This is a genomic window from Rhodanobacter sp. OR87 (assembly GCF_000473345.1).
In the GTDB taxonomy this organism is placed as follows: domain Bacteria; phylum Pseudomonadota; class Gammaproteobacteria; order Xanthomonadales; family Rhodanobacteraceae; genus Rhodanobacter; species Rhodanobacter denitrificans.
Genome location: NZ_AXBJ01000003.1, coordinates 1 through 25,684, shown reverse-complemented (window position 1 = coordinate 25,684; position 25,684 = coordinate 1). Strand labels below are relative to the sequence as shown.

22 protein-coding genes and 1 pseudogene are annotated in these 25,684 nt (G+C 67.5%); 9 read left to right on the top strand and 14 right to left on the bottom strand.

Annotated elements, in window-relative coordinates; genetic code table 11:
• Nucleotides 1-43 precede the first annotated feature (43 nt).
• Complete coding sequence (locus RHOOR87_RS0103200; RefSeq protein WP_027484199.1) at nt 44-931, bottom strand: RluA family pseudouridine synthase; 888 nt, start codon at nt 929-931, stop codon at nt 44-46.
• 101 nt (nt 932-1,032) lie between these two features.
• Here RHOOR87_RS0103200 and RHOOR87_RS0103195 point away from each other — a divergent pair, with 101 nt between their 5' ends.
• The 3 genes from RHOOR87_RS0103195 to RHOOR87_RS0103185 all read left to right on the top strand — a co-directional run bounded on the left by RHOOR87_RS0103195 (nt 1,033) and on the right by RHOOR87_RS0103185 (nt 2,722).
• Nucleotides 1,033-1,590: a YaeQ family protein gene (locus tag RHOOR87_RS0103195; protein WP_027484198.1), complete on the top strand. Its 558-nt coding sequence runs from the start codon at nt 1,033-1,035 to the stop codon at nt 1,588-1,590.
• Between the two features lie 6 nt (nt 1,591-1,596).
• Nucleotides 1,597-2,202 (top strand): cation transporter, encoded by a 606-nt coding sequence (locus RHOOR87_RS0103190; RefSeq protein WP_027484197.1) that lies wholly within the window; start codon nt 1,597-1,599, stop codon nt 2,200-2,202.
• Nucleotides 2,203-2,287: 85 nt separating this feature from the next.
• On the top strand, nt 2,288-2,722 hold the full coding sequence (locus tag RHOOR87_RS0103185; protein ID WP_007509156.1) for an FKBP-type peptidyl-prolyl cis-trans isomerase: 435 nt from the start codon (nt 2,288-2,290) through the stop codon (nt 2,720-2,722).
• Nucleotides 2,723-2,825: 103 nt separating this feature from the next.
• Here the strand turns inward: RHOOR87_RS0103185 and RHOOR87_RS0103180 are convergent, their stop codons facing one another.
• Entirely contained in the window at nt 2,826-3,683 is an 858-nt protein-coding gene (locus RHOOR87_RS0103180) for a PA4780 family RIO1-like protein kinase (RefSeq protein ID WP_007509158.1), read from the bottom strand.
• A gap of 83 nt (nt 3,684-3,766) precedes the next feature.
• Nucleotides 3,767-4,765, bottom strand: a pseudogene (locus RHOOR87_RS18950) (LLM class flavin-dependent oxidoreductase).
• Between the two features lie 103 nt (nt 4,766-4,868).
• Here RHOOR87_RS18950 and RHOOR87_RS0103170 point away from each other — a divergent pair.
• Both RHOOR87_RS0103170 and RHOOR87_RS0103160 read left to right on the top strand, forming a co-directional pair.
• Entirely contained in the window at nt 4,869-5,591 is a 723-nt protein-coding gene (locus RHOOR87_RS0103170) for an rRNA pseudouridine synthase (RefSeq protein WP_027484196.1), read from the top strand.
• A gap of 427 nt (nt 5,592-6,018) precedes the next feature.
• On the top strand, nt 6,019-6,927 hold the full coding sequence (locus RHOOR87_RS0103160) for an HDOD domain-containing protein (RefSeq protein ID WP_231381708.1): 909 nt from the start codon (nt 6,019-6,021) through the stop codon (nt 6,925-6,927).
• 24 nt (nt 6,928-6,951) lie between these two features.
• Here the strand turns inward: RHOOR87_RS0103160 and RHOOR87_RS0103155 are convergent, their stop codons facing one another.
• From RHOOR87_RS0103155 to RHOOR87_RS0103135, 5 genes are all read right to left on the bottom strand, one after another.
• Nucleotides 6,952-7,665, bottom strand: a complete 714-nt coding sequence (locus RHOOR87_RS0103155; RefSeq protein WP_015448100.1) for an ion channel — start codon at nt 7,663-7,665, stop codon at nt 6,952-6,954.
• Nucleotides 7,666-7,886: 221 nt separating this feature from the next.
• Nucleotides 7,887-8,411, bottom strand: a complete 525-nt coding sequence (locus RHOOR87_RS18945; RefSeq protein WP_007509171.1) for an Ig-like domain-containing protein — start codon at nt 8,409-8,411, stop codon at nt 7,887-7,889.
• 141 nt (nt 8,412-8,552) lie between these two features.
• On the bottom strand, nt 8,553-9,041 hold the full coding sequence (locus tag RHOOR87_RS0103140) for a GNAT family N-acetyltransferase (RefSeq protein WP_015448101.1): 489 nt from the start codon (nt 9,039-9,041) through the stop codon (nt 8,553-8,555).
• Between the two features lie 3 nt (nt 9,042-9,044).
• On the bottom strand, nt 9,045-9,230 hold the full coding sequence (locus RHOOR87_RS19720; protein WP_007509176.1) for an oxidoreductase-like domain-containing protein: 186 nt from the start codon (nt 9,228-9,230) through the stop codon (nt 9,045-9,047).
• Nucleotides 9,231-9,329: 99 nt separating this feature from the next.
• On the bottom strand, nt 9,330-10,103 hold the full coding sequence (locus RHOOR87_RS0103135; RefSeq protein WP_027484194.1) for a class I SAM-dependent methyltransferase: 774 nt from the start codon (nt 10,101-10,103) through the stop codon (nt 9,330-9,332).
• A gap of 222 nt (nt 10,104-10,325) precedes the next feature.
• Between RHOOR87_RS0103135 and RHOOR87_RS0103130 the strand changes: the two genes are divergently transcribed.
• The 4 genes from RHOOR87_RS0103130 to RHOOR87_RS0103115 all read left to right on the top strand — a co-directional run bounded on the left by RHOOR87_RS0103130 (nt 10,326) and on the right by RHOOR87_RS0103115 (nt 19,154).
• Nucleotides 10,326-11,735, top strand: a complete 1,410-nt coding sequence (locus RHOOR87_RS0103130) for a hypothetical protein (protein ID WP_027484193.1) — start codon at nt 10,326-10,328, stop codon at nt 11,733-11,735.
• A gap of 4 nt (nt 11,736-11,739) precedes the next feature.
• Nucleotides 11,740-14,043 carry a transferrin receptor-like dimerization domain-containing protein gene (locus RHOOR87_RS0103125; protein WP_027484192.1) on the top strand — a complete coding sequence of 768 codons (2,304 nt, stop codon included), beginning with the start codon at nt 11,740-11,742 and terminating at the stop codon, nt 14,041-14,043.
• Nucleotides 14,044-14,190: 147 nt separating this feature from the next.
• Nucleotides 14,191-16,197 carry an alpha/beta fold hydrolase gene (locus RHOOR87_RS0103120; RefSeq protein WP_027484191.1) on the top strand — a complete coding sequence of 669 codons (2,007 nt, stop codon included), beginning with the start codon at nt 14,191-14,193 and terminating at the stop codon, nt 16,195-16,197.
• Nucleotides 16,198-16,406: 209 nt separating this feature from the next.
• The gene (locus tag RHOOR87_RS0103115; protein WP_027484190.1) at nt 16,407-19,154 is read left to right on the top strand and encodes a M14 family zinc carboxypeptidase; all 2,748 of its coding nucleotides are present in this window, start codon (nt 16,407-16,409) and stop codon (nt 19,152-19,154) included.
• A gap of 18 nt (nt 19,155-19,172) precedes the next feature.
• Here RHOOR87_RS0103115 and RHOOR87_RS0103110 read toward each other — a convergent pair whose 3' ends face one another.
• The 6 genes from RHOOR87_RS0103110 to RHOOR87_RS18935 all read right to left on the bottom strand — a co-directional run.
• A complete protein-coding gene (locus RHOOR87_RS0103110; RefSeq protein ID WP_015448106.1) occupies nt 19,173-20,852 on the bottom strand; it encodes a M28 family peptidase in 1,680 nt (559 codons plus the stop codon).
• Between the two features lie 128 nt (nt 20,853-20,980).
• Nucleotides 20,981-22,705, bottom strand: coding sequence for a GGDEF domain-containing protein (locus RHOOR87_RS0103105; protein WP_027484189.1), 1,725 nt, complete (start codon nt 22,703-22,705; stop codon nt 20,981-20,983).
• Nucleotides 22,706-22,799: 94 nt separating this feature from the next.
• On the bottom strand, nt 22,800-23,096 hold the full coding sequence (locus RHOOR87_RS0103100) for a hypothetical protein (RefSeq protein ID WP_015448108.1): 297 nt from the start codon (nt 23,094-23,096) through the stop codon (nt 22,800-22,802).
• A gap of 226 nt (nt 23,097-23,322) precedes the next feature.
• The gene (locus tag RHOOR87_RS0103095) at nt 23,323-25,107 is read right to left on the bottom strand and encodes a GGDEF domain-containing protein (RefSeq protein ID WP_015448109.1); all 1,785 of its coding nucleotides are present in this window, start codon (nt 25,105-25,107) and stop codon (nt 23,323-23,325) included.
• A gap of 31 nt (nt 25,108-25,138) precedes the next feature.
• A complete protein-coding gene (locus RHOOR87_RS18940; protein WP_051357922.1) occupies nt 25,139-25,408 on the bottom strand; it encodes a hypothetical protein in 270 nt (89 codons plus the stop codon).
• Between the two features lie 25 nt (nt 25,409-25,433).
• The coding region (locus tag RHOOR87_RS18935; RefSeq protein WP_027485772.1) for a transposase at nt 25,434-25,684 on the bottom strand (251 nt) is incomplete at its 5' end.

Genomic DNA, 25,684 nt, shown 5'->3' with positions numbered 1-25,684 from the left:
TGGCCGCGGAGGGTTATCCCTCCGGTCGAACGGCGCCGTCATGTCACAGCGCCAGCCGGCTCTCGAAATGCCGCCGCTCGCCGGACAGCGGATCGACGAAGGTCAGGCTGCGCGCCAGCAGCTTCAAGGGGTATCGGTAATCGTCGACGGATTTTTCGGCCAGCGCCGGATACAACGGGTCGCCCACGATCGGCGCGCCCAGCGCGGCCATGTGTACGCGCAACTGGTGCTTCTTTCCGCTGACCGGCCGAAGCGCGTAGCGCCACAATTCCGCGCCACGCTCGATCACGTCGATCCGCGTCTCGCTGTTCGGCTCGCCGTCGACCTCGCGCATGCGGAAGAACGGTTCCCCGGCCACGATGCGCGAACTCCTCGACAGCGGGAACACTTGGGACGGCAACGGCGGCGCCAGCGCCTCGTAGCGCTTGTCGATCCGCCGCTCGCGGAACAGCGCCTGGTACGCCGCGCGGCTGGCCGGGTTCGCCGAGAACAGCACCAGCCCGGCGGTGGCGCGGTCGATCCGGTGCAGCGGCACCAGCTCGGGATTGCCCAGCCGGTGCATCAGCCGGCGCAGCAGGGTCTGCTCGACGAAGCCGCCGGCCGGGGTCACCGGCAGGAAATGCGGCTTGTCCGCCACCACCAGATGCGCGTCCGCATGCAGCACGGCTTCGACGAACGGAATCGGCCGCTCGTCCGCCACCTCGCGGTAATAATGGATGCGCATGCCCGGGCGATACGGCGTCTGCGGCGCGATCGCGATGCCCTGCCCGTCCAGCACGCGCCCGCGCGCGATGCGGTCCAGCCATTGCGCGCGATCGATCGCGCCGAATAGCGCGCACAGCCCGTCGAGCACGGTGGCCCAGGCACCCGGCGGCAGGTGCACGGTGCTGGCACGGGGATCGCGGCTGAAGGATGGCGTCGAGGGGTCCATGCTGATCGCCAGTGTAAGGCGTCCGGTGAGCCCTCCTTCGGTCGGAGCAGCGGCGCGGCACGTGCGCGTAGAATGGTCGGCTGTTGTCTCAAGGCACCCCCATGGCACTCAACTCCACCATCTACAAGGTCGAACTGCAGGTCAGCGACATGGACCGGCATTACTACGCCACCCACGCGCTGACCCTGGCGCGGCACCCGTCCGAGACCGAGGAACGCCTGATGGTGCGCCTGCTCGCGTTCGCGCTGCATGCCGACGAGCGGCTCGAGTTCGGCAAGGGCATCAGCGACGAGGACGAACCGGCGCTATGGCGCAAGGCGTACACCGACGAGATCGAGCTGTGGATCGAAGTCGGCCAGCCCGACGAGACGCGCATCCGCAAGGCCTGCGGCCGCTCGCGCCAGGTGGTGGTGATCAGCTACGGCGGCAACGCCGCGGAGATCTGGTGGAACAAGAACGCCAGCGCACTGGCCCGCAACAAGAACCTCACCGTGCTCGACATCCCCACCGCCACCGTGGCCGAACTGGTCGCCCTGCTGCAGCGTGGCATGCGCCTGCAGGCGCTGATCCAGGACGGCCAGCTGCAACTGATGAACGAGGCCGACGCGGTCGCCATCGATCCGCTGCGGCGCATGGCGCCCACCGAAACAGTGAACTGAATGATCATGCCGGCGAACGCCGCGGACAGATCGCTGCGCCGCGTCGTGGGCATCGTGGCACTGCTCAATCTGGGCTACTTCGGCGTCGAGTTCGCGGTGGCGCTGGCGATCGGCTCGGTCTCACTGTTCGCGGACAGCGTCGATTTCCTGGAAGACGCCTCGGTCAACCTGCTCATCCTGATCGCGCTCGGCTGGAGCCTGAAAGCGCGGGCGCGTGTGGGCATGGGGCTGGCCGCCATCCTGCTGGTGCCCGCGCTCGCCACGCTATGGGCGTTGTGGAGCAAGTTCCAACTGCCTGCCCCGCCGGCGCCGCTGCCGCTGACGGCCACCGGCCTTGGCGCGATGCTGGTCAACTTCAGCTGCGCGATGCTGCTCGTGCGGTTCCGCCACCATAGCGGCAGCCTGACCCGCGCCGCCTTCCTGTCGGCGCGCAACGACGTACTCGCGAACATCGCCATCATCATCGCCGGGGCAGCCACCGCGATGACGCATGCCGCGTGGCCCGACATGGTCGTCGGCGCAGGCATCATGCTGATGAACGCCGACGCGGCGCGCGAGGTCTGGCAGGCCGCACGCAGCGAGCATCGCGCGGCGACCGGCCCGCGCGCGTGAACCTTGCCGGTTCATGGCGCACGACGCCGCGCCCGGTTTGCCCGATAATCGCCGATTCGGCCACATCACCCCACGGAGTCGTCTCATGCGCTGGTTGCTGCCCTTGTTCGCCGTCTTCGCCCTCGCCGCCTGCAGCACGCCGCCACCGGCGCACGCCAGCGGACAGGTAGACAAGCTCACCGTGATCGACCAGAAGGTCGGCAGCGGTGCCGAGGCGAAGGCCGGCATGGACGTGCTGGTGCACTACACCGGCTGGCTCTATGACGAGAACGCGAAGGACAAGCACGGCGCCAAGTTCGACAGCTCGTACGACCACGGTGCGCCGTTCAACTTCACGCTGGGCGCCGGCCGCGTGATCGACGGCTGGGATCAGGGCGTGGCCGGCATGAAAGTCGGCGGCAAGCGCACCTTGCTGATCCCCGCCGCGCTCGGCTACGGCGCCCGCGGCGCCGGCGCCGACATTCCGCCGAACGCCTCACTGGTATTCGACGTGGAACTGGTCGACGTCAGCACGCCCTGATTTTCTGCAGGGAGGGCGGGCACTGCCCACCCGCTTCTGCCTTGTGCCTCGCCCCGGAGCGGCGGGCCGCGCCCGCCCTACGAAGAGCCGAGGCTGTCGGCGCTCAGTCGCCCCGCGCCGCCGCCTCGCGCCCCTGCTGGCGGATGATCGCTTCTTCGCGCGCATCGATGATCGACTGCATCACGCTGTCCACGTCGGCGATGCTTTCGTCGAACTCGAAATGGCCGGTGAGCTCGCTGTCCGGGTGCAGTTCGCCCAGCTCGTACAGCGCCCACATCTCCTCGCCGTAGTGGGTGTCCAGCAGCTCCGGCGCGAAGCGCGACAGGCTGATCGTGATGTTGCCCACGTCACGGCGCAGCATCATGCGCGCATTGTTGTTGCCCGAGGCGCTGACCGCCTGCGGCAGGTCGATGATCACCGGGCCGTGCGGCCCCACCAGTACGTTGTATTCGGACAGGTCGCCGTGGATCAGCCCCACGCACAGCATGCGCGCCACCTGCTGCATCAGGAAACGGTGATAGTCGCGGGCGGTGTCGGCCGACAGCTCCACCTCGCCCAGTCGCGGCGCCGAATGGCCGTCCATATCGGTGACCAGCTCCATCACCAGCACGCCGTTGAAGTAGCCGTAGGGTTTCGGCACCCGCACGCCGGCGGCGGTGAGCTGGTACAGCGCGTCGACCTCGGCATTCTTCCAGGCAGCCTCGGCCTCCTTGCGGCCGAATTTGGTGGCCTTGCCCATCGCGCGCGCCTGCCGGCTGCCGCGCACCTTGCGGCCTTCCTGGTACTGCACGCGCGCCTGGAAGCTGCGTTGCGCCATGTCCTTGTAGACCTTGGCGCAGCGGACGTCCTCGCCCGAACGCACGATGTAGACGGACGCTTCCTTGCCGCTCTTCAGCGGCCGCAGGACCTGATCGATCACGCCTTCGTCGATCAGGTCCTGCAGGCCCTTGGGGGTTTTCATGCGTGGGGAGCTTCAAGGTTTCGTGGAATAACGCCCATTATGGCCGATCGGCGGCCTCGCCCGGGCTTTCGCGGCAACCACGCTCAGTTCGCGGCCGACAGCCGGTCGCGCACCGCCGCGGCGATCTCGAATGATTGCCGCCGCGCCGCGTGCTCGAACACGTTGGCGGTGAGCAGCAATTCGTCCGGCCGGTGCCGCGCGACGAACGCTTCGATGCCATCCTTCACCGTATCGGCAGCGCCGACCACGGCGCAGGCCAGCGCCCGCTCCACCATCAGCTTCTCCGGCGGCGTCCAGTACGACTCGATGTCGTCGATCGGCGGCGGAATCAGTCCGGGCCGGCCGCGGCGCAGATTGATGAAACTCTGCTGCTGGGTGGTGAACAGGCGCCGCGCCTCGGCATCGCTGGCGGCGGCGACCACGTTCAGGCCGAGCATCGCGTACGGTTGCTGCAACCGTGCCGACGGGCGGAAATCGCGCCGGTACAGCGCCAGCGCCTCGTCCATCGCGTCCGGTGCGAAGTGCGAGGCGAACGCGTACGGCAGGCCGAGCCGCGCGGCCAGCTGCGCGCCGAACAGGCTGGAGCCAAGCAGCCACACCGGCACCTCGATGCCGGCGCCGGGCACGGCGCGCACCGGCTGGCCGGGCTGGGCCGGCTCGAAGTAGCCGAGCAGTTCCAGCACGTCGTGCGGGAACGCGTCGGCGCTGTCGAAGTAGCGGCGCAACGCCTTCGCGGTCGGCTGGTCGGTGCCGGGCGCGCGGCCCAAGCCGAGGTCGATCCGCCCCGGATACAGCGCGGCCAGCGTGCCGAACGCCTCGGCCACCTACAGCGGCGTGTGGTTCGGCAGCATGATGCCGCCGGCGCCGACGCGGATGCTCGAGGTGCCGCCGGCCACGTGGCCGATCAGCACCGCGGTCGCCGCGCTGGCGATGCCGGGCATGTTGTGATGCTCGGCCAGCCAGTAGCGCCGGTAGCCCAGCCGCTCGGCGAGCTGGGCCAGGTCGAGCGTATTGCGGAACGCCTGGCTCGCATCACTGCCTTCGGTGACCGGCGCCAGGTCGAGGATGGAAAACGGGATCATGTCGGACTCTCGCCAAATGAATGGCCACGATGTGGGGGCTGCCGAACGGATTGCCACCGGCGCCTGCGCCTACAATGGCCCACCTCCCTCCCACGGTAGCCCGATGAGCGAACCCGTCCGCCTCGCCAAACGCGTCGTCGCGCTGACCCGGTGCTCGCGGCGCGAGGCCGAGCAATACATCGAGGGCGGCTGGGTGCGGGTGGACGGCGTCGTGGTGGAAGAGCCGCAGTTCATGGTCGGCGCGCAGCACGTCGAACTCGACCCGCAGGCCGAACTGGCACCCGCCGAACCGGCCACCCTGGTGCTGCACAAGCCCGCCGGCTACGACGCCGGCAACGGCCCGAACCCGGCCCGCGCCCTGGTCACGCCGCAGACCCGCTGGGCGGAAGACGCGTCAGGCGTGCGCCCGCTGAAGCGCCACCTGCACCGGCTCGCCACGCCGCTGACGCTGCCGACCAAGGCCAGCGGCCTGCTGATCTTCACCCAGGACTGGCGCGTCGCCCGCAAGCTCACCGAGGACATCGAGCGGATCGAACAGGAGTTCGTGGTCGAGGTCGGCGGTGCATTGATCCCGAACGGACTGGCCCTGCTCAACCACGGCCTGCGCTTCAACAACTACGCGATGCCGCCGATCAAGGTCAGCTGGCAGAGCGAGCAACGCCTGCGCTTCGCGTTCAAGGTCTTGCAGCCGAGCCAGATCGAACCGATGTGCCACGCGGTCGGCCTGCAGGTGCTGGCGATGAAATGCCTGCGTGTGGGCCGCATCCCGCTGGCGAAACTGCCGCCGGGGCAATGGCGCTATCTGGCACCGCACGAACGCATCTGAACGCACGTCCCGCCGGGTTGCCCCATCATCGTCGGAACCGCTTAGACTTGCCCGCGTAACCGGTGTCGACACCGGCCAACCACAGCGCGGAGAACAGCATGAGCAAGGGCATGGATTCGAAGAAGAGCGAGAAGAAAAAGCCGGCCAAGACCATGAAGGAAAAGAAGGCCGCCAAGCAGGAAAAGAAGAAGAACAAGTAGGCCCGGATCGGTCGCCGCGCCCTCCCGGCTAAACTTTCCTCGCCGGGCGCCGATAGCCCGGGACGGGTTGCCCGGGAGTCGGCACGCGGGGATGAGGGACGAGGAACATGGGGAACATGTGGCGGCGCATTTTTCGCAGCCGACAGCCCGCGGCACGGCCAAGCCGCCCGCAGCCAGCCACTGCGCCACTCGCGCGGGCAGCCCCGGCCACGCCGGCGGCCCGCCCGGTGGCGCCGCTGGCGGACATCCGGGATCGCTTCCACCGCTTCGTGCTCGGCCTTGCTGACAGCCACGCCAGCGAAGCCGATGCGGCCGAACTCGCCACGCTCAAGCAGCTCGAACTGCTCGGCTCCCGCTTCGACATGCATAGCTTGCCGCGCCTGCCGACGGTGTTGCCGCAGCTGTTGCGCGCGCTGAAGAACGACAACGCCGGCGGCGGCGAATTGGCCCGGCTGATCGGCCGCGATCCGCTGATGGTCGGCGAGGTCATGCGTGTCACCGGCAGCGTGCATTACCGTGCGGCGCAGCCGATCACCAGCCTGCAGCAGGCGGTGGTGCTGCTGGGCCAGGACGGGCTGCGGCGGGTACTCACCCAGCACGTGATGAAACCCATCCTGCAAGCCCACGCCGGCGCGTTCGGCCATGCCGCCGGCGAACGTCTGTGGCATCACGCCGAACGTTGCGCCCACGCCTGTGCCTGGCTCGGCCGCAACAACCGCTGCGATGCGTTCGAGGCCTACCTGGCAGGCATCGTCTGCCACGCCGGCGACGGCGCCGTGATACGCCTGCTGGACCGGATCGGTCCGGCCGCCGACGCCGAGCCACCATCGCCCGGCTTCCTCGCCGGTTGCGACGCCCTCGCCGCGCGGCTCTCGCTGGAGGTCGCGCAGCACTGGGAGCTGCCGCTGCGCGTGGTCGACGCGCTGGCGGAACGGCAGGCGGCGCCGAGGTCGGCGGCTTCGCCGCTGGGCAACGCACTGGCGGTGGCCGACCTGCTGGCGATGGCCCAGCTACTGGCCGAACACGAGCTACTCGCCGACGACCCGGACCTCAGCCAGGGCTGGCCCGAGGTCTTTGCGCCGAACCTGGTGGCACGCTGCCGGCAGGACCTGCAGCGCCATTTCCCGGACGCCTGAGCGATCCGCGGCCCGCCGCCACGGTCACTCGCCGCGACGCAGCAGGGTCAACCCGATCAGCCGCGACACCACCAGCGCGATGTACATCACTCCGGCGAACATCTCCAGGCTGGCCGCCGCGCGGGCGTGCACGGTGATCGGGATGACGTCGCCGATGCCGGTGCTGGAAAGCAGCGCGAAGCTGAGGAACAGCAGCTCGGTCCAACTGCGCGGTGCCTGCGGGTTTACCGCGGCGGCGAAGCAGCCTGGCTGCAGCGTCTGGCACAGCACGAACACATAGGTGAACGCCCACACCAGCAGGGTGAAGGTGGCACCGGCGGCAAACAGCTCGTCGGTGGTGGCGCGGCGATCGCCCAGCATGTAGGCGATCAGGCAGCCGGCCGCATAGAAATAGAACACGGCTTCCAGCGCTGCCCACCACGGCCGCAGCGGCGGCATGTCCAGGGTCAGGTCGAGCACGTTGAGCAGCACCGCCGGCAGCGCGATGCCGGCGCTGATCCAGGCGCGCCCGCGCGTGCGCCGCACCATCGAGATCGCCAGCCCCAGCACCAGCACGCCGAACGCGCCGAACAACGCCCGCGCCGGACGGGTGTGCTCGATGAACGGGTACAGCAGCAGGCCGCTCAGCTGTACCAGCAGCAGGATCGCCGAAGGGTGCCGGATGATCCGCACCAGCCAGCGCAAGCGGGTGAAGCGGGGCATCCCGCCGGCGGATGCCCTCGCATCGATATCGTTCATGCCTCGCTCCTTGCACGCATCGGCACATGGCCGCTGCAGTGTAGACCGCGAGGCCGTCGCGGCGGGAGGCGATGACGCGCCTCCCGCCGCCGGTTTCACTGTGCCGTGACGCTGACGTCGTCGAGCACGAACGAGGTCTGCAGGCTGGCGTCTTCCACGCCGTAGAAATTGACCTGCACGGCCTGCCCCTTGTACGCGTCCAGGCTGATCGTGTGGCCCTGCTAGCCGCTGGCGGCGTCCGTATTGGAGAAGCTGGCCAGGGTGACGTACTTGCCGCTGGAGTCGATCACCTGCACTTGCAGCTTGTCGTAGGCCGTGCTGCCGGACTCGGCGGTGTCGACGTGCAGTTGGAAGCCCAGCGTGGCATGGGACGCGCCGGCCGGGATGCTGATCGACTGGCGCACGTAGTCGCTATGCGCGCTGCCGTAGCCGTCCAGCCATGCCTTCCAGCTGCCGGCGTGGGCAGGCTCGCTGCTGTCGCTGGTGATCACGCCGCTGGTCTGCGTCCAGTTGGCCGTGCCGCTCTCGAAGCCGCCGTTGAGGATCAGCTGCACCGGCGCGCTGGCGTTGGAGACGCTGAATGCGACCGCGCTGCTGCTGCCGACGTTGCCGGCCGCGTCGTAGGCCTTGGCGACCAGGCTGTGGCTGCCGTCGGCCAGCGTGGTCGAATCCAGCGCGAGGCTGTACGGCGCGCTGGCGTCGCTGCCCTTGAGCGCGCCATCGACGTAGAACTCCACGCGGGTCACGCCGATGTCGTCGCTGGCCGTGGCAGCGAGCGTGATGCTGCCGCTGCTGCCGCTCTCGCTAGGCGACCGGTAATGGCAACGGTATGACCAAAGTTCTTAGAAGCCGCCGCGCGGGCGCGGGCGCCGGCGCGGGACTGCCGGTCAGTGCCGCTCCAACTGCATCGGCTGGGTGACCAGGCCGCTCTGGCTTACCGTCGGCAGCCCGCTGTCCACGAAGCCGAAGCACCGGTACACCGGCACGGCCATGGCTGAGGCATTCAGGGTGAAGCGCCGCGTGCCGGCACGCCGCACCGCATCACGCATCGCCCGCCGCCACAGCTGGCGCGCGATGCCGCGCCCGTGCATGCGGGTGCTGACGAAGAACTGGAACAGATGGCAGTCGTCGCGCATCGCCGCCACGCCGGCCAGGCGTCCGTCCTCCTGCCACGCCAGGTGGAAACGCTGACCGGCCAGGATCTTCTTGCGGATCACCCGTGCGCTCATGCCGTAAAGCAGGGCCGCCGCCGCGCTGGCCGGCTGCTCCGGCAGGATCCAGCGTCGCGTCACCCGGCGCGCCAGCCGGCCGATCGCGAGCGCATCGTCCGGGCTGGCGAGGCGGTAGTGGATGGCCGTGGCGTGGCGGGGAGACACGCTTCAGGGATGGCCGGCGCGCCACGCTGCCAGGGCTGTCTGGTAACGCTCGAGCGCCTCTTCGTAGGCGTCGTAAACACAGCGTACGCAGCCCTCGCCGCAGCAATCGGCGGCGTCCGGCTCGCTTGGCGGCTGCGGCGGCGGATCGGCTGGATCGGGGCTTGGCGGGGCGGGCGGTACGGGATTCACGGCACTCCGGGCACCATCGTGTTCCGGGCGGCAACCCCGCCTGGAGCACGATGGTGCCGCCGATCGCCGCCGCGACTCAAGCGGCGGCGGCGCGGCGGATCACTTCGCCGGCTTGCGGAAGCGGTAGATGAACTGGTCGGTATGGCCGCGTATCGACTTGTCGAACACCTTGATGTCGAGCGGATCGGCCGGGTTGCGCAGCGCGTCGCTTTCGCCGTCGAAGACGAAGCCGGCGGCTTCCACTTCCTGCTTCACCACGGCCGGGTCGATGCGGTGCAGGGTGTCGGTGTCGGCGAGGCCGGAGCCGGCCGGAGCCGCGTGGTCGATCACCACGAACAGGCCGCCCGGCTTGAGCGCATCGTAGACCTGCTTGTCGAAGCCGGCCATGTCCACCGGACCCATGAACGGGTCGTGGTAGTCGTGGTAGTTCTGCGCGGTGAACACCAGGTCCACCGGCTCCGGCGCGCTCAGCAGCGCCGCCGGCTGCTGCAACAGGGTGACGTTGGCGTAGTGCGGCGTGGCGGCCAGCTTCTGCCATTGCGCAAGGCTCTTGCTGGCGTACTTCGCCATCTCGCCCGGCCACACCGTGTAGACGTGCCCCTGCGGGCCGACGACGGCGCTGAACACGCGCGTCCAGTAGCCGCTGCCCGGCACCAGCTCCAGCACCTTCTGGCCCGGTTTCACTTCGGCGAAGGCCATCACCTGGGCCACCTTGCGGCGTGCGTCCTCGGCGCGGTCGGTCTGGCGGGCGGGATCGGCGAGCGCTTTCTGCACCGCAGCGGAAACCGCTGCCTGGTGGGGTTTCGCCGTCTGGGCCAAGGCCACGGCGGGAAGGCTGGCGGCAAGCAACACGGCAAGGATGGCGGGACGCATGGTCGTACTCCTTCAGTGAGCCAAGGGTTTCCCGATTGTGCGCCCGATTCGCGCCGATGACCCCGTGCCGCTTGGCACGGGGCACCGCGGCGGTTCATGCTGCATGCTCGACCCGTGGCCACGCCCCGGGCCCGCCCATTGCACGCACATCCGGCACGCGGCAGTCTGCGCGTGCCCCGAGACCGCCAGACGACCTCCCGAACACCGTATCCGGAGAACCCGATGCCAAGGCGCCCCTTCCTCCCCGCACTCGGCCTGGCGATGGGGCTGTGCCTCTCCGGCCAGCCGGGCCATGCGCAGTCGGCCTCGCAATGGCAGGCGGCACAGGTTGCCGCCGCGCAGAAGTCCGAGCAGATCATGCAGGAAGCGAGCAAGCACAAGAGCCTGCTGGCCCAGTACCGGGTAATGCGCTATCCGTACGCCACCAACCCGGACCCGGCGTTCCACATCATCTTCGGCCAGTACCTGAGCTGGTACCAGACGTTCGTCGGCAATTACCCGGATGCCGCAGTCAGCTTTTCGATCAAGCAGCCGGCGCTGCCGGACGACCGCCCCTCGCCGCTGGGCAACCCCGACTACCGCGCCCGGCCCGCGCTGGACGCGATTCCCGAGCTGGCCAGGAACTACCGTGCGGTGTTCCTCAATGAAGCGCACAACATACCGCTCACCCGCACGCTGACCGTGCAGTTGCTGGGCAAGCTGCGCGCGGAGGGCTTCAACTATTTTGCCGCCGAGACGCTCTACCAGACCGACACCGGACTGCAGGCGCGCGGTTATCCGGTCGCCAACAGCGGCTTCTATACCGAGGAGCCGATCTACGCCGAGATGGTGCGCACCGCCCTGAAGCTCGGCTTCAAGGTGGTCGCCTACGAGGCGCTCTCCGCGGCCACCGGCGACGCCCGCGAAGCCGAGCAGGCGCGCAACCTCTACCGCGAGGTGTTCAAGAACGACCCGCAGGCGCGACTGGTGGTCAACGCCGGCTACGCGCACATCCAGGAATCGGGCGTCTACCTGGGCGGCTCCTCGATGGCCGAGCACCTGCGCAAGCTCAGCGGCATCGACCCGCTCACGGTGGAGCAGACCATGCTGTACCCCCACCCGTCGGCCAGCGACGACCACCCCGACTACGCCCCGGTGATGCAGCAACTGCGGCCCAGCGCGCCGATCGTGTTCGTCGACAAGAAAGGCCAGCCGTGGTCGCTGCGCCAGGGCTACGACGTCAGCGTGTTCTTCCCGCCCGAGCGGCTCAGGCGCGGCCGCCCCACCTGGCTCGATCTCGGCGGCAGCCGCAAGCCGTACCTGGCCAGCGGCGAACGCTGCAACCATGTCTACCCCTGCATGGTCGAGGCGCGCTACGCCGGCGAAGGCAGCGACGCGATACCCGCCGACCGCCTGGTGCTCGACCCGCTGCCGTTGAACGCCACCACCAGCGACCGCATCAGCAACGGGCTGATCGAACCCCACAGCCTGCTCTACCTGCGTCCCGGCAAGTACAGGCTGACCTATACCGATGCGGACACCCACCAGCTCTTCGCCAGCGACATCACCATCCGCGACGGCGATGCGGCCCCGTCATCCGGCCCCGTCGACCCGCCGCCGGCAGAATCCACCACCACCATCCAGGGGGAATGACCCTATGACCCGATCCGCGATACGGCCTCTGCTGAGCCTGGGCTGCCTGCTGGCGACTTTCGCCGCCGCTGCCGCCAACGCCCCCGGCCACGCCGATGAGGGCACCCTGTTCGGTTTCAGCACCAGCGCGGCAACGGCCCAACAGGATCTCGAGCGGCGCTTCGACGCCCAGCTCGATCCCGCCGAACTGCGCAGCTGGCTCAAGCAGATGGCGTCGCAGCCCAACCAGGTCGGCTCGCCGCACGACAAGGCCAATGCCGAGTTCATGCTGGCGAAGTTCCGCGAATGGGGCTGGAACGCGCACATCGAGACCTTCAGCGTGCTCTACCCCACGCCGAAGAAGGTGGCGCTGGAGCTGCTGGGGCCCAAGCCCTATGTTGCGGCACTGCATGAGCCGGCCATCGAAGGCGACGCCACCTCCAGTCTCGCCGGCGTGCTGCCGCCCTACAACGTCTACGGCGCCGACGGCGACGTCAGCGCGCCGCTGGTCTACGCCAACTACGGCATGCCCGACGACTACAAGGAACTGGCCCGGCGCGGCATCGACGTGCGCGGCAAGATCGTGCTCACCCGCTACGGCGGCGGCTGGCGCGGACTGAAACCGAAGCTCGCGCAGCAGCACGGCGCGATCGGCTGCCTGATCTACTCCGACCCGCACGACGACGGCTACGCCAAGGGCGACGCCTACCCGCAGGGCGGCTGGCGTCCGGCGCAGGGCGTGCAGCGCGGCTCGGTGGCCGACATGCAGGTCTATCCCGGCGATCCGCTGACCCCCGGCACCGGCTCCACGCCAGGCGCCAAGCGGCTGGCGTTGAAAGACGCCAGCACGATCCTGAAGATCCCGGTGCTGCCGATCTCCTACGCCGACGCCACCCCGCTGCTGCAGGCGCTGACCGGCCCGCTGGCGCCGGCCGGCTGGCGCGGCGCCCTGCCGCTGACCTACCACGTCGGCCCGAGTACGGCGAACGTGCACCTGACCGTGCAGTCGGACTGGAAGCAGCAGCCGGTCTACGACGTGATCGCCACGATCAAGGGCTCGACCGAGCCGGATCAATGGATCGTGCGCGGCAACCACCATGACGGCTGGGTATTCGGCGCCTGGGACCCGCTGGCCGGCAACATCGCCATGATGGCCGAGGCCAAGGCCATCGGCGGCCTGCTCAAGCAGGGCTGGCGGCCACAGCGCACCCTGGTCTACGCCAGTTGGGACGGGGAGGAACCGGGCCTGCTCGGTTCCACCGAATGGGCCGAGACGCACGCCGCCGAACTGCAGCGCAAGGCCGTGCTGTACGTCAATTCCGACACCAACGGCCGCGGCTTCCTTGGCGCCGGCGGCAGCCACTCGTTGCAGCACCTGGTCAACCAGGTGGCCGCCGGCGTGGCCGATCCGGAAACCCACGTCAGCGTGCGCGAACGCCTGCGCGCGCACATGCGGGTGGCCGGCAGCGACAAGGACGCCAAGCCGGAGGCCAAGGCCATCGCCACGCTGGCGGCGGCCGGCGGCGACCTGCCGATCGCGGCGCTCGGCTCGGGCTCCGACTACAGCGCGTTCCTGGAACACCTCGGCATCGCCTCGCTGGACCTCGGCTTCGGCGGCGAAGACGACAACGGCGGCATCTACCACTCGCGCTACGACTCGTTCGACCATTACGTGCGCTTCGGCGATCCGACGTTCGAGTACGGCGTGGCACTGGCCAAGGTCGCCGGCCACGTCGTGCTGCGCAGCGCCGACGCCAATGTGCTGCCGCTGCGCTTCGGCGACTTCAGCGACACACTCGGCCGCTATGTCGGGGAGCTGCACAAGCTGGTGGACGATACCCGCAAGGCCACCACCCAGCAGCACCAGTTGCTGGACAGCCAGGCATTCGCGCTCGACGCCGATCCGACCCGGTCGGTCGCTCCGCCGGCGCGCGACTCCGACATGCCGGCGATCGAGCTCGCCCCGCTCGACCGGGCGGCGAAACAGCTCGCGCAAAGCGCCAAGGCCTACCAGGCCGCCTATGACCAGCGTGCCGCCACCGGCTTCGACCTGACCGCCGCACAGCGCCAGCAACTGGATCGCCTGATCGGCAACATGGAGCAGCGTCTCACCGACCCGTCCGGCCTGCCCGGCCGTGCCTGGTTCAAGCACATGATCTACGCCCCCGGCATGCTCACCGGCTACGAGGTGAAAACCGTACCCGGCGTGCGCGAGGCGCTGGAGTCGCGTCGATGGGACGAAGCGAACCGCTATGCCGCGGACACCGCCAAGGTACTGGATCGCTACCGCGCGCAACTCGACCGGCTGACCGCCTTGTTGAAGGGGTAACCGCCGGCGGCCGCGCCATGCGTCGAGGGTGGCCTGTTCCGGGCCACCCCCGCCGGATTGCCCCCGCTGCTCCGGGTCGCTATAACTGCTGCCGGGGAACGGGGCGGCACGCAAGCGGCAGCCCGACGATCACGACAGGGGAATCCAATGATGAAGGTGCGACGCTGGTTCGTTGCGGTCTTGCTCTTGCCGCTTGCCGCCGCGCTGCATGCGCAGCCGGTCTCGTTCGCCGAACTGGCGCGGCACGCCCAGTACGAGACGGTCAAGATCTCCCCGGACGGGGAATACCTGGCGGCCACCGCCGTGGTGAAGGGGCAGACCGTGCTGGCGCTGATCCGCCTGTCCGACATGAACGGCAAGCTGGTTCGTCCGCGCGAGGACGACGACGTCACCGACTTCTGGTGGGCGTCGCCCAAGCGCGTGCTGTACTCGGTCGGCACCCGCGTCGGCGGCTACGCGAGGCCGCTGGCGACCGGCGAACTGTTCGCGGTCAACGCCGACGGCAACGGCGTCGGCATGCTGTACGGCTTCCGCCGGCCCGGCATGAGCACCGGCTCGCACATCCAGCGCGCCACCGCGGAATACGGTAGCGCCCAGTTCATCAGCGCCATCGCCGACGATCCCAACCACGTGCTGGTGGCGATCAACTCCTGGGCGGGCGACGGCAACGAGCTGAGTCTGCCGGCGGTCTACCGCATGGACGTGCGCGACGGCAGCAAGCACCAGCTCATCGTCGCGCCCATGCGCGGCGCGCAGTTCGTCGCCGACCATCGCGGCCGGGTGCGCTTTGCCTTCGGCTGGGACAACGACGGCAACCTCAAGGTCTACCAGCACCCGGTCGACGGCGACGGCTGGCAGCTGCTGGCCGCGGAAAGCAAGAACCGCTCGATCCCGATCGCGTTCAACCGCGACGACACGGCGGCCTACTTCACCTGCCCCGCCCAGGGCGCTTTCGGCATCTGCCGGTGGGACCCGGCGAGCCAGGCGCAGACGGTGGTGTGGAGCAACCCCACCGTGGAGCCGGACTACCTGCTGCGGGGCCTGGCCGAGGACAGCGTCCTCGGCGTGGGCTTCATGGACGGGCGTACCGGCACCGCGCTGTTCGACGGCCAGTCGACCGACGCCCAGACGCTGCTCGCCCTGATGAAGCAATTCCCCGGCGAGAGCGTGCGCTTCGTCTCCGGCAGCCACGACGGCAGCCGCAGCGTGGTGCAGGTGGAGGCCGACGTCGACCCGGGAACCTTCCTGCTGTACGACGCGAAAACGCACAAGCTGACGCCCCTGCTCGCGCGCATGTCGTGGATCAACCCGGAGCGGATGGCCGCCAAGGAACCCTTCGACTTCGCCGCGCGCGACGGCATGAAGCTGCACGGCTACCTGAGCCTGCCGCCCGGCCACGAAAGCGCGAAACACCTGCCGATGGTGGTGCTGGTCCACGGCGGGCCTTTCGGCATACGCGACCGCTGGGAATACGACACCCTGGTGCAACCGCTGGCCACCCGCGGCTACGCCGTGCTGCAGGTGAACTATCGCGGCTCCGGCGGTTATGGCTACGACTACGAGCATGCCGGCTGGCGCCAGTGGGGCGGCACGATGCAGGACGACGTCACCGACGCCACCCGCTGGGCCATCGCGCAAGGCATCGCCGACCCGCAGCGTATCTGCATCTACGGCGCCAGCTACGGCGGCTACGCCGCACTCGAGGGCGTCGTGAAGGAACCGGACCTGTACAAGTGCGCGATCGGCTACGTGGGCGTCTACGACCTGCCGCTGATGTACCGCCGCGGCGACATCCCGCAATCCAGCTATGGCGAGGGCTACCTCAAGCGGCAACTGGGCGACGACCCGGCCGCGCTGGCCCGGCACTCGCCGATCAACCAGCTTGATGCCCTGAAGGCCCATGTGATGCTGGTGGTCGGCGGCAGGGACAAGCGCGTACCGCCGGTCCAGGGACTGGACCTGCACGAGGCGTTGACGAAACGGCAGGTGGCGCACGAATGGCTGTACCGGGCCGACGAGATGCACGGGTTCTACGACGAGGCGCACACTGCCGAGCTGTACGCGAAGGTGGCGCAGTTCCTCGGCACCAACATCGGCCCGGGCGTGACCGTGACGGGCACCGCCGACGCTGGCCACACTGCAGCCGTGCACTGAGCCGCAACCCGAGCGGCCCGTGCCCGCCCGGTTCCGGCGCGGGCACGTCGGCGGGAATCGTCCAGGCGGCGGCACATCGCCGCGGCGTGCCGCGGTCGCGCGGTCGATGCCGCGGCGATCCCTACCCAACTGATGGGCTACACGCAATCGCCGCCGTTCTGGCAGAGTGCGGCGATCGGCTGCCTCGCATCTCCAGGGGAAAACTCACCATGCACCCGTCCATCCGGCTCTCGCTTGCCTTCCTGCTGGCGTCAGGCACCCTTGGTGCGTTTGCGGCGGACGCGCCCGGCGGTGCAAAACCGTACGCCCGCAGCCCGGCCCAGCCGGTCGACCAGGCGTATACGGCGCAGATCCTCAAGTTCACCACCGACCCCTCGTTCAACTCGCCGCTGACCGACTACCTGCCCGCCTCCGCCAGCGTGCCCGCGCCGGACAAGGTGCTCGGCCACATCGCCGGTGCGCCGGACTACCTGCCCCACGTGGCCGACGTCCACCGCTACTTCCGCGCCCTGGCCGCGGCCAGCCCGCGGGTGAAGGTGTTCTCGATCGGCAAGAGCGAGGAAGGCCGCGAGATGATCGCAGTGGCGATCGCCGACGAAAGCCTGCTGGCCGACCTCGACGCGAACAAGGCACGCCTGGCCAGGCTGGCCGACCCGCGCCGCATCGGCATGGACGACGCCGTCGCCGACCAGTTGGTCGCGCAATCCACGCCGATCTACTACATCACCGGCTCCATCCACTCCACCGAGACCGGCTCGCCCACCGCGCTGATGGAACTGGCCTACCGCCTGGCGGTGGACGAGGCGCCGTACATCCAGCGCATCCGCTCGCACGTGGTCACCCTGATCACGCCGGTGGTCGAGGTGGATGGCCGCGACCGCATGGTCGACCTGTACAACTGGCACCTGGCGCACCCCGGCCAGGACTACCCGCGGCTGCTGTACTGGGGCCACTACGTGGCGCACGACAACAACCGCGACGCGATGGGCATGTCGCTGAACCTCACCCGCCACGTGGCCGACACCTTCGTCGGCTGGCACGCGCAGGTGCTGCACGACCTGCACGAGTCGGTGCCGTTCCTGTACGACAACACCGTGGGCGACGGACCGTACAACGCGTGGATCGATCCCATCCTCGCCGGCGAGTGGCAGCAGCTGGGCTGGGACAACGTGCAGCAGATGACCCGGCTCGGCATGCCCGGCGTGTTCGCCCACGGCGACTTCGACACCTGGAGCCCCGGCTACCTGATGTTCATCGCCGCCATGCACAACGGCATCAGCCGCCTGTACGAGACCTATGGCAACGCCGGCGCCGACACCGTGCAGCGCATCCTCGACCCGGAGGAATACCAGCGCACCTGGTACCGGCCGAACCCGCCGCTGCCGACCGTCCAGTGGTCGCAGCGCAACAACAACAATTACCAGCAGACCGGCCTGCTCACCGCGCTGAATTATTTCGCCGGCAACGGCCAGCAGTTCCTGAAGAACTTCTACCTGAAGGCCAAACGCTCGATCGAGAAGCCGCAGCTGGCCGGTCCGGCCGCCTACGTGTTCCCGGCCGACGACAATCGCTCCGGCTCGCGCGCCCAGCTGCTGCGCATCCTGCAGCTGCAACATGCGGAGATCAGCCGCACCAGCGCGCCGGTCACGGTGACCGTGCCGAAACAGGGCGACGACAAGAAGAAGACCGAAACGCGGACCTTCCCCGCCGGCAGCTACGTGGTGCGCATGGACCAGCCGTATTCGCGCATCGCCGACACCCTGCTCGACCGCCAGTACTGGTCGCCTAAGGACCCGCAACAGCACCCCTACGACGACACCGGCTGGTCGATGGGCGACCTGTTCGACGTGCAGGTGGTGCGCGTCACCGACAGCGCGATCCTCAAGGCGCCGATGCGCCTGCTCGACGCGCCGGTCGCCGTGCCGCAGGGCCTGGCCGCAGTCGACATGCCGCAGGCGAAACTGCCGCGCATCGCGCTGATGCACACCTGGCTGAGTACCCAGACCGAAGGCTGGTGGCGCATGGCGCTGGACAAGCTCGGGGTGCCGTACGACTACATCAGCACCCAGGACGTGGCCAAGGCCGGCGACCTGCGCGCGAAGTACGACGTGATCCTGTTCGGTCCCGTCGGCGACGCCAGCACGCAGCAGATCGTCGACGGCCTGCCGATGTGGGGCAAGCCGCTGCCGTGGAAAACCACCGCGCTGACGCCGAACCTGGGCCGCATCGACGCGACCGACGACGTCCGCCCCGGTCTCGGCGAGAGCGGCGTCGCCAAGCTCAAGCGCTTCGTGCAGGCCGGCGGCCTGCTGATCACCGCCGAGGACACGGCGAAATTCGCCATCGACGTGGGCCTGGCACCGGGCGCGTTCGTCACCAAGACCGACAAGCTGAAAGTGGTCGGCAGCGTGCTGCAGGCGAAATTCGCCGACCGCGGCAGCCCGATCGCCGCCGGCTACGGCCGCGACGACCTGGCGCTTTACAGCGCGGCCGGGCAGTCGTTTACCGTGTCCAACCTGGTCACCGGCGACAAGGGACTGCCGACCGCGAAGGATTTCCAGCGCCCGACCGGACGCGGCGGCCCGCACGACACGGACATGCCCGAAGGCCGCGCCTCGCTCACCCCGGCCGCGCTGCCCGACGTCAAGCCGTGGCAACCGCTGCCGCTGAACGCCGAGCAGATGCGCAACAACCCATGGGTAATTCCCGCCGACCAGCGCCCGCGGGTGATCCTGCGCTACGCCGACGCCAAGAACCTGTTGATCTCCGGCCTGCTCGACGGCGGCGACGAGATGGCCGAGCGCGCCGCCGTGGTCGATGCCCGCTACGGCAAGGGCCACGTGCTGCTGTTCGCCAGCAACCCGATCTGGCGCGGCGAGACCATCGGCAGCTACCCGCTGGTGCTCAACGCGATCGTGAACTTCAACAGGCTGGACACGCCGCCGGCGAAACCCTGAAGCCGGCGACCAACCCGGTCACTTCGACGGTGGCGCGGCCGGCTTCATCATGGCGTCGCGCGCGGCCTTGAACGGATTGCCGGCATACCACTGCGGCCACACGCCCGCATGGCTGAGGTATTGCCCCAATTCGTACAGTGCCTGGGTGTCCTGGAGGATGCCTTCCAGGTTCCAGTGCGGATCGAACACGTCGTTCGTCGTGTGATAGCGATGCGCCGTATAGTCGTCGGCCGCCTTCTGGCCGGCGGCCCTGCCGCCATCGAGCAGGTCGAGGCCCGAGCTGGCCAGCATCGCCGGCACGCCGGCCCTGGCGAAGTTGAAATGATCGGAGCGGAAGTAGAAGCCGTTCTCCGGGGTAACCTCCGGCGAGATCACCCGACCCTGCTTGCGCAGCACGCCGGCGAGCATGTCCTCCAGCTCGGACTGGCCCTTGCCGATCACCGTCATGTCGCGCGCAGGGCCGATGACCGGCAACGCGTCGACGGCGATGTCGGCCACCGTGCGGTTCAGCGGAAACACCGGCTTCGCCGCGTAATACTGCGAACCGAGCAGGCCCGATTCCTCCAGCGTCGGCATGAAGAACAGCACGCTGCGCTCGGGCGGCTGCGCCTGGTGCGCGAACGCGCCGGCGATCTGCAGCAGCATGCTCAGGCCGGTGCCGTTGTCGATCGCGCCGGCATAGACCTGATGGCCCTGGCGGGTCGGGTCGCTGCCCAGGTGATCCCAGTGCGCGGTGTAGACCACCACCTCGTCGGGCTTGTGGCTGCCCTCGACCATCGCCACCACGTTCTTCGATTCGATGTGGCCGATCTGGTTGTGTAGGGCGATCGAGGCCGTCGCGCGCAACGGCACCGGCTCGAAGCCCGGCTTCGCCGCGGCCCGTTCGAGTTCGGCGAAATCGAGGCCGGCGGCGGCGAACAGCCGGGTGGCCGCATCGCGTGTCAGCCAGCCGGCCACCGGCAGCCGCGGCGACGGATCGACGCTGGCCGGCAGGCTCAGCTGCGGCCCGACCGCGCCGTTCTGCAGCACGCTCCACGGATAGCCGGCCGCGGCGTCGCTGGTGTGCACGATGAAGCACGCCGCGGCGCCCTGCAGCGCGGCCTGCGCGTACTTGTACGGCCAGCGGCCGTACCAGGTCATCGCGCGGCCGTTGAACAGCTTCGGATCGCGGCTGGCGAAGCCGGGATCGTTGACCAGCACGATCACCGTCTTGCCCTTCACGTCGACATTCCGGTAGTCGTTCCAGTGCCAGGCCGGCGCATCCGCGCCGTAACCGAGGAACACCACCGGCGAGTCCTTCAGCGCGACCTCCGCTTTCGCCTGCAGGGTCTGCGCCACCATGTCGGTGCGGTAGGCCAGCTTCAGCGGCTCGCCTCGGGCAGTGACGTCCAGGGTGACGTCGGTATTCAGCAGCAAGGTGGAATCGGCCGGCACGGTCTGGTACCAGGAGCCGTGGTTGCCCGGCCGCAGGCCCATCCGCTTGAACTCGGCCACCAGGAAATCGGTGGTGCGCTGCGCACCGAGCGTGCCGGGTTTGCGCCCGCCGAACGCATCGGAGCTGAGCGTCTGGTCGAAGCGCGCGAAATCGGCGGCGTTGATCGACGGCGACCGCGCCATGTCCGCGTCGCCCGCTGCCGCCTGCAGCGGCAACATGGCCAGGCCCAGCGCCGCCAGCAGGACGAAACTCCTCACACGCATCGAAACACTCCCGGCAATGGCATCGGCGTCCTTTGTAGCGCGCGCCTGCGCGGCTGTCCACGCGAGCGGCCGCGCCCGCGATCGCCAGCGGCGGCTAACGTGCAAATGCCATTGCAACCACAGGACAATCAGCCGCGCATGCCGGCGTCGAACAGCCTGATCCGGTTGCGTCCCTCGCGCTTGGCCTGGTACAGGGCCCGGTCCGCATCGATCATCAGCTGCCGCAGCGCATAGCCGCTGCTGGCTGCGGCGGCGACGCCAAAGCTTGCCGAGATCGGGATGCCGGGCGCGTCCCCGGCGATCGAGGCGGCGGCGATTGCCGCGCGCATCTGCTCGACGCTCGGCAGCACGCTGTCCAGCGTGCACTCGGGCAACAGCACGCCAAACTCCTCCCCGCCCAGGCGGCCGAACACGTCGGTGGAGCGCAGATGCGCCTGGCAGGCATCGACCGCGCGCTTCAGCACCCGGTCGCCCACCGCGTGACCATGCGTGTCGTTGACCAGCTTGAAGTGGTCCAGGTCGATCAGCACCAGGCAGGCGTCGCGCGCCGATTTGCGGCAATAACGCAACTCCCGCTCGGCCTCGTTGACGAAGTGCTGCCGATTGAAGATGCCGGTAAGGCCGTCGCGCCGCGCCAGCCGCATGAAGCGCAATTGCGAGCGCTTGACCCGATAGGCCCACACGATGATCGACGCCAGCACCATCAGCAGCAGCGCGACGTACAGCCGGCTGGTTTCCGCCGCCTTGCGATCCAACTCGCCCTGCAGGGCGAGAATCCTGTTCTTCTTGTCGAGCCCGTCGATCTGCAGCTTCTTCGCCAGCACCTGCTGCTTGGCGATCTGATAGGCGAGTGCTTTCGCGCTGAGCCGGCTCTGGTAGCCATCGTGGGCAACCACGTATTTTTCGAGGTATGCCAGCGAGCCCTTGCTGTCGCCCCGTTCCTTGGCGACTTCGTAAAGCACCCGATAGGCACTGGCCGTGGATTTCGAATACGACCGGTTGGCATCCGTCATCAGGGCGCTATTGGCAAACTTCACGGCCGAAGCAAGATCGCCGATCTGCCGGTAAGCCGCGGCCAACGTAGCCTCGAACTGGGTAACCTGGGGCGGAAAGCCCGCTTGCAACACCTTGGGATAATTTGCCTGCAGTACACGGATGGCTGACTCGGGGCGACCCCGCCGCATGTCGAAACCCGCCAGCAGATGCCGGAAACTGAGTGAAAACAGGGTATCGCCCGCCTTTGCACACGCCTCCGCGCCATCGTGAAGCTGATCGGCAGGCAACTGTGCGCTGCCGCTTTCAAATAGCGCATCGGACTTGTAGAACCAGCCCTTGCATGCACTCTGGGTGTCGGGGCTTTCCCTGATCATCTGATCGGCATAATGAGTAGATACATCGTATTGCCCTGCCTCGATGTACAACTGTGCCGCGACACCAAGCCCCTGTATGCGGACGCCGGGTTCTTTGATTTTTGGCAGTTGCTCCAACAAGGGGTTGAGCTTGGCAAAGGCTTCCTCATAGCGGGATTCGGCCACCATGAGATCTATCACCGTGGCAATGGCACGAAACGCCAGGACGGGATCCTCCGTTTGGTCCGAGATCGCCGTCAACGAAGGCAACGCCGCGGCGTAGTTGCCCGCAAAGGCGATCCGCCGAGCCTCAAGGTAGCGCAGATGCAGCTTTTGTTGCGGTGAGAGCCTCGCCGCAACCGCGTCGAGTTGCCTCATCAGCTCATTGAACTTGGCGTGATTGGAGGACTCGACGCTTTCGGCTTGCCTCAACAACTGCGCAGGATCGTCGGATACCGGCGCAGTCGCAGCAACCGCGCCCGCTTCAAACAAAAGCAGAAGCATGCAGCACGCAAATACCAATCTGTACCGGCCCGTCCGGCCCATGAGCTAGTCAGCGGTCGCAAGCACAGGAGCGGCAAGTCGTGAAGCCTGGTTCTCAATCTCCATCGCTTTTCTTCTCCTTGTCCTCGTCGTCCTTCTTCTCTTCACCCTCTTCGCAGCTGCCGTCACACTCCTCCTGCTCCTCGCCCGGTTTGGCGGGATTGATCAGACAGCAGTACGGACCCTGCCCCAGTAACGTCCGCAACTCCTGTCCATCCCTGGCAAGGATCGCCACGCGCAACTCCGGATCAATCTCGGCATTGGACAGCGCCGACCCTACTTCATCCCGAGATGCATGACGCAATTGCGCGTCCTGCCCCACCCTTTCCAGAAAATCGATCACATCGAACATCGATCATCCCCCTGTCAGGATGAGTAATGGCTGGCGGTCCGGTAATGACCGCGTCAAATCCGTCTGCTGATCTTTTCCCCATTTCCCACGCATTGCGCGCCGCAAGCAGCAAGCTCCGGCCGCCCGCCGGGCCCAAAGTACACCCTTCCTTCGATGTCGTGCCATCGCATTGGTGCGGTCGGCGTTGCCCTGAGGCGGCAGGCGGACGGCAGCCATCTGGCCCGGTTTACTGCACGCCTTCGGCCGTCACGGCAACGGCATTCAGCTGCGGCTCCGCCCGGCCGTCGCTCACGCTGACGCGGTTGCGGCCCTCGCGCTTGGCCCGATACAAGGCGTCATCGGCGTGGATCAGCAACTGGCGAAGCTCATGCCCGGAGTACCGGGTGCTGGCCACGCCAAAGCTGGCCGAGACGCAGATTTCCTCGGCAGCGTCGCCGCGGACCACCGCCACGAGCGCCTGCCGGATCCGTTCGGTCCGGCTTAGCACCTGCTCGAGCGTGCAGTCCGGCAACACGATGCCGAACTCCTCGCCGCCCAGGCGGCCGAAGATATCGGTGGAGCGCAGATGCGCCTGACAGGCGGCCACGGCACGTTTCAGCACGCGATCGCCCACCGCATGTCCGTAGGTATCGTTGACGGCCTTGAAGTGATCCAGGTCGATCAGCACCAGGCAGGCCTCCCGCCCCGACTTGCGGCAGTACTGCAATTGCTGTTCGGCCTCGTTGACGAAATGCTGCCGGTTGAAGATGTCGGTGAGCCCGTCACGCCGCGCCAGCCGCATGAAACGCAACTGCGAGCGCTTGACGCGGTAAGCCCAAAAACCGATAAAAGCCAGCACCGTAAGCAACAGCAATATGTACAGACGACTCGTCTCGGAAGCTTTTTTGTCGAGGTTTCGCTGGAGCTGCAGGATTTGGTTCTGCTTGCTCAATGTGTCTAGCTGCAGTTTTTTGGCGAGCAGTTGTTGCTGGACGATCTGGAAGGCGAGTGCCCTGGCCCCCACTTCATCCAGCCAACCGTTATTTGACGCCATATAACGTTCATGATGGTCAAGAGCGGCCCGCAGATCCCCCTGGCTCTTCGCAATAAGATAGAGAACGCGCTCGGCGACACTCAAGGATTCCGAATATTTGTTCCCTTCACTTCGAGCAACAACCTGGAGTGCCGATTGCTTCGATAAAGCAATCTGGCTGGTACCCAAATATGCCTCGGCCAATAACGCATCAACCTGAGAGAGTAACCACGAGTAACCACTCCTCTGCACTGCATCGTAATTACTCCTCAAAAGCATGATTGCCTTCTCGGAATGCCCCCGTTGCAATGCAACTCTCGCCAAATACAGGCGAATGCCATTGGCATAAAGGTCGTCGCCCACCTTCTGGCAAAGATCTATGCCCTGCTGAAGCTTTTCGTTAATTCCGTCCAGCTTGCCCGCCTTGTAAAGCGCCGCTAGTCTCGCGTAGCCCGTTTTGCACATCCAATCGTTTGGCTGCCGGGTTTCATTGGCAAGCTGGTCAGCATAATTCCAGGCAAGATCGTACTGCCCAGACTCCTCGTAGAGGAGCACGGCGACGGTGATCGCCAAGGCACGCGCATCCGGGTCAGAAACCGTATGCAGCCGCGATAGCACCAAATTCAAGCGTCGGAACGCATCCTCGTAACGGGAACGCTCTGCGAGAGAGTTCACCATGAAGGAGTCCGTTTTGAAGCGCAGAACCGAGTCCCGCGAATGGGTCAACACCGTATCGGCCAACCGATCCGATGTCGCATAATCGCCGACGTAAGCCGCCTGCCATGCTTGAAGGTAATGCAGATATTCCTGTTGCTCGGGCGACAACTTCGCAGCCTGTTTGTCGAGACGCTGCAAGAGCTCCAGGAATCTGTCGTGGTTCTGTGTTCTGCTGCTATCAGCCTCCTTGAGCAGGGAGGCGCTTTGGTCAACGACCGGGAGCACAGCCGCATAGGCAATACTCCCGGATAGTCCGAGCAATATCCACCCCGCGATCACCATCCGACGATTCACTACGGATGCGGGCATTGATTTAGCCGATCAACTCCACGGCACTCAACGCGGCGCGGCTGGTTTCGCCCTCGCGCTCAGGAGTTTCGTTGCCGCCTTCATCCTCCTGCTCTTCCTGCTCCTCGGCGGGCGCGAGCATCGCGCAATGTGTCGCAATGCCCAGCAATGCCTTCAATGTCGATGAATCCTCAGAGAGGATCGCATCCTGCAAAATCAAATCCAGCCCTGCGCTTGCCGCTACCTGCTCAAGCTTATTGCCCGATGCTCGGCTCAGCTGCGCGTCCTTCCCCATCCTTTCACCTGATTAGCGACGACGCTCAGCCATGAAAATTGTCGACGGCGCGCAATTTCGTCTCTGGCCAAGGCTTGCACAGGGTCATGGCGCGCGCCAGTCGCGGCAGCAGCTCGGCAAGTCGGAAACGGCGGTTGAAGCGGTAGGCGGCTTCGGCCAGATAGCGCCGCGCGTACTTGGCCTGGCGCATGGCGTGGTAGCAACCGCTGATCGCTCGTTTGACGTTGCCGAGCACCACGTTCACCCAGCGCGCTCCCTTGACCTCGGTCGCGGCGC

Bases quoted from the DNA above. Each gene is read 5' to 3' on its own strand.
- RHOOR87_RS0103200 (WP_027484199.1), bottom strand. From the start codon at position 931: ATGGACCCCTCGACGCCATCCTTCAGCCGCGATCCCCGTGCCAGCACC.
- RHOOR87_RS0103195 (WP_027484198.1), top strand. From the start codon at position 1,033: ATGGCACTCAACTCCACCATCTACAAGGTCGAACTGCAGGTCAGCGAC.
- RHOOR87_RS0103190 (WP_027484197.1), top strand. From the start codon at position 1,597: ATGCCGGCGAACGCCGCGGACAGATCGCTGCGCCGCGTCGTGGGCATC.
- RHOOR87_RS0103185 (WP_007509156.1), top strand. From the start codon at position 2,288: ATGCGCTGGTTGCTGCCCTTGTTCGCCGTCTTCGCCCTCGCCGCCTGC.
- RHOOR87_RS0103180 (WP_007509158.1), bottom strand. From the start codon at position 3,683: ATGAAAACCCCCAAGGGCCTGCAGGACCTGATCGACGAAGGCGTGATC.
- RHOOR87_RS0103170 (WP_027484196.1), top strand. From the start codon at position 4,869: ATGAGCGAACCCGTCCGCCTCGCCAAACGCGTCGTCGCGCTGACCCGG.
- RHOOR87_RS0103155 (WP_015448100.1), bottom strand. From the start codon at position 7,665: ATGAACGATATCGATGCGAGGGCATCCGCCGGCGGGATGCCCCGCTTC.
- RHOOR87_RS0103135 (WP_027484194.1), bottom strand. From the start codon at position 10,103: ATGCGTCCCGCCATCCTTGCCGTGTTGCTTGCCGCCAGCCTTCCCGCC.
- RHOOR87_RS0103130 (WP_027484193.1), top strand. From the start codon at position 10,326: ATGCCAAGGCGCCCCTTCCTCCCCGCACTCGGCCTGGCGATGGGGCTG.
- RHOOR87_RS0103125 (WP_027484192.1), top strand. From the start codon at position 11,740: ATGACCCGATCCGCGATACGGCCTCTGCTGAGCCTGGGCTGCCTGCTG.
- RHOOR87_RS0103120 (WP_027484191.1), top strand. From the start codon at position 14,191: ATGATGAAGGTGCGACGCTGGTTCGTTGCGGTCTTGCTCTTGCCGCTT.
- RHOOR87_RS0103115 (WP_027484190.1), top strand. From the start codon at position 16,407: ATGCACCCGTCCATCCGGCTCTCGCTTGCCTTCCTGCTGGCGTCAGGC.
- RHOOR87_RS0103110 (WP_015448106.1), bottom strand. From the start codon at position 20,852: ATGCGTGTGAGGAGTTTCGTCCTGCTGGCGGCGCTGGGCCTGGCCATG.
- RHOOR87_RS0103105 (WP_027484189.1), bottom strand. From the start codon at position 22,705: ATGCTTCTGCTTTTGTTTGAAGCGGGCGCGGTTGCTGCGACTGCGCCG.
- RHOOR87_RS0103100 (WP_015448108.1), bottom strand. From the start codon at position 23,096: ATGTTCGATGTGATCGATTTTCTGGAAAGGGTGGGGCAGGACGCGCAA.
- RHOOR87_RS0103095 (WP_015448109.1), bottom strand. From the start codon at position 25,107: ATGGTGATCGCGGGGTGGATATTGCTCGGACTATCCGGGAGTATTGCC.
- RHOOR87_RS18940 (WP_051357922.1), bottom strand. From the start codon at position 25,408: ATGGGGAAGGACGCGCAGCTGAGCCGAGCATCGGGCAATAAGCTTGAG.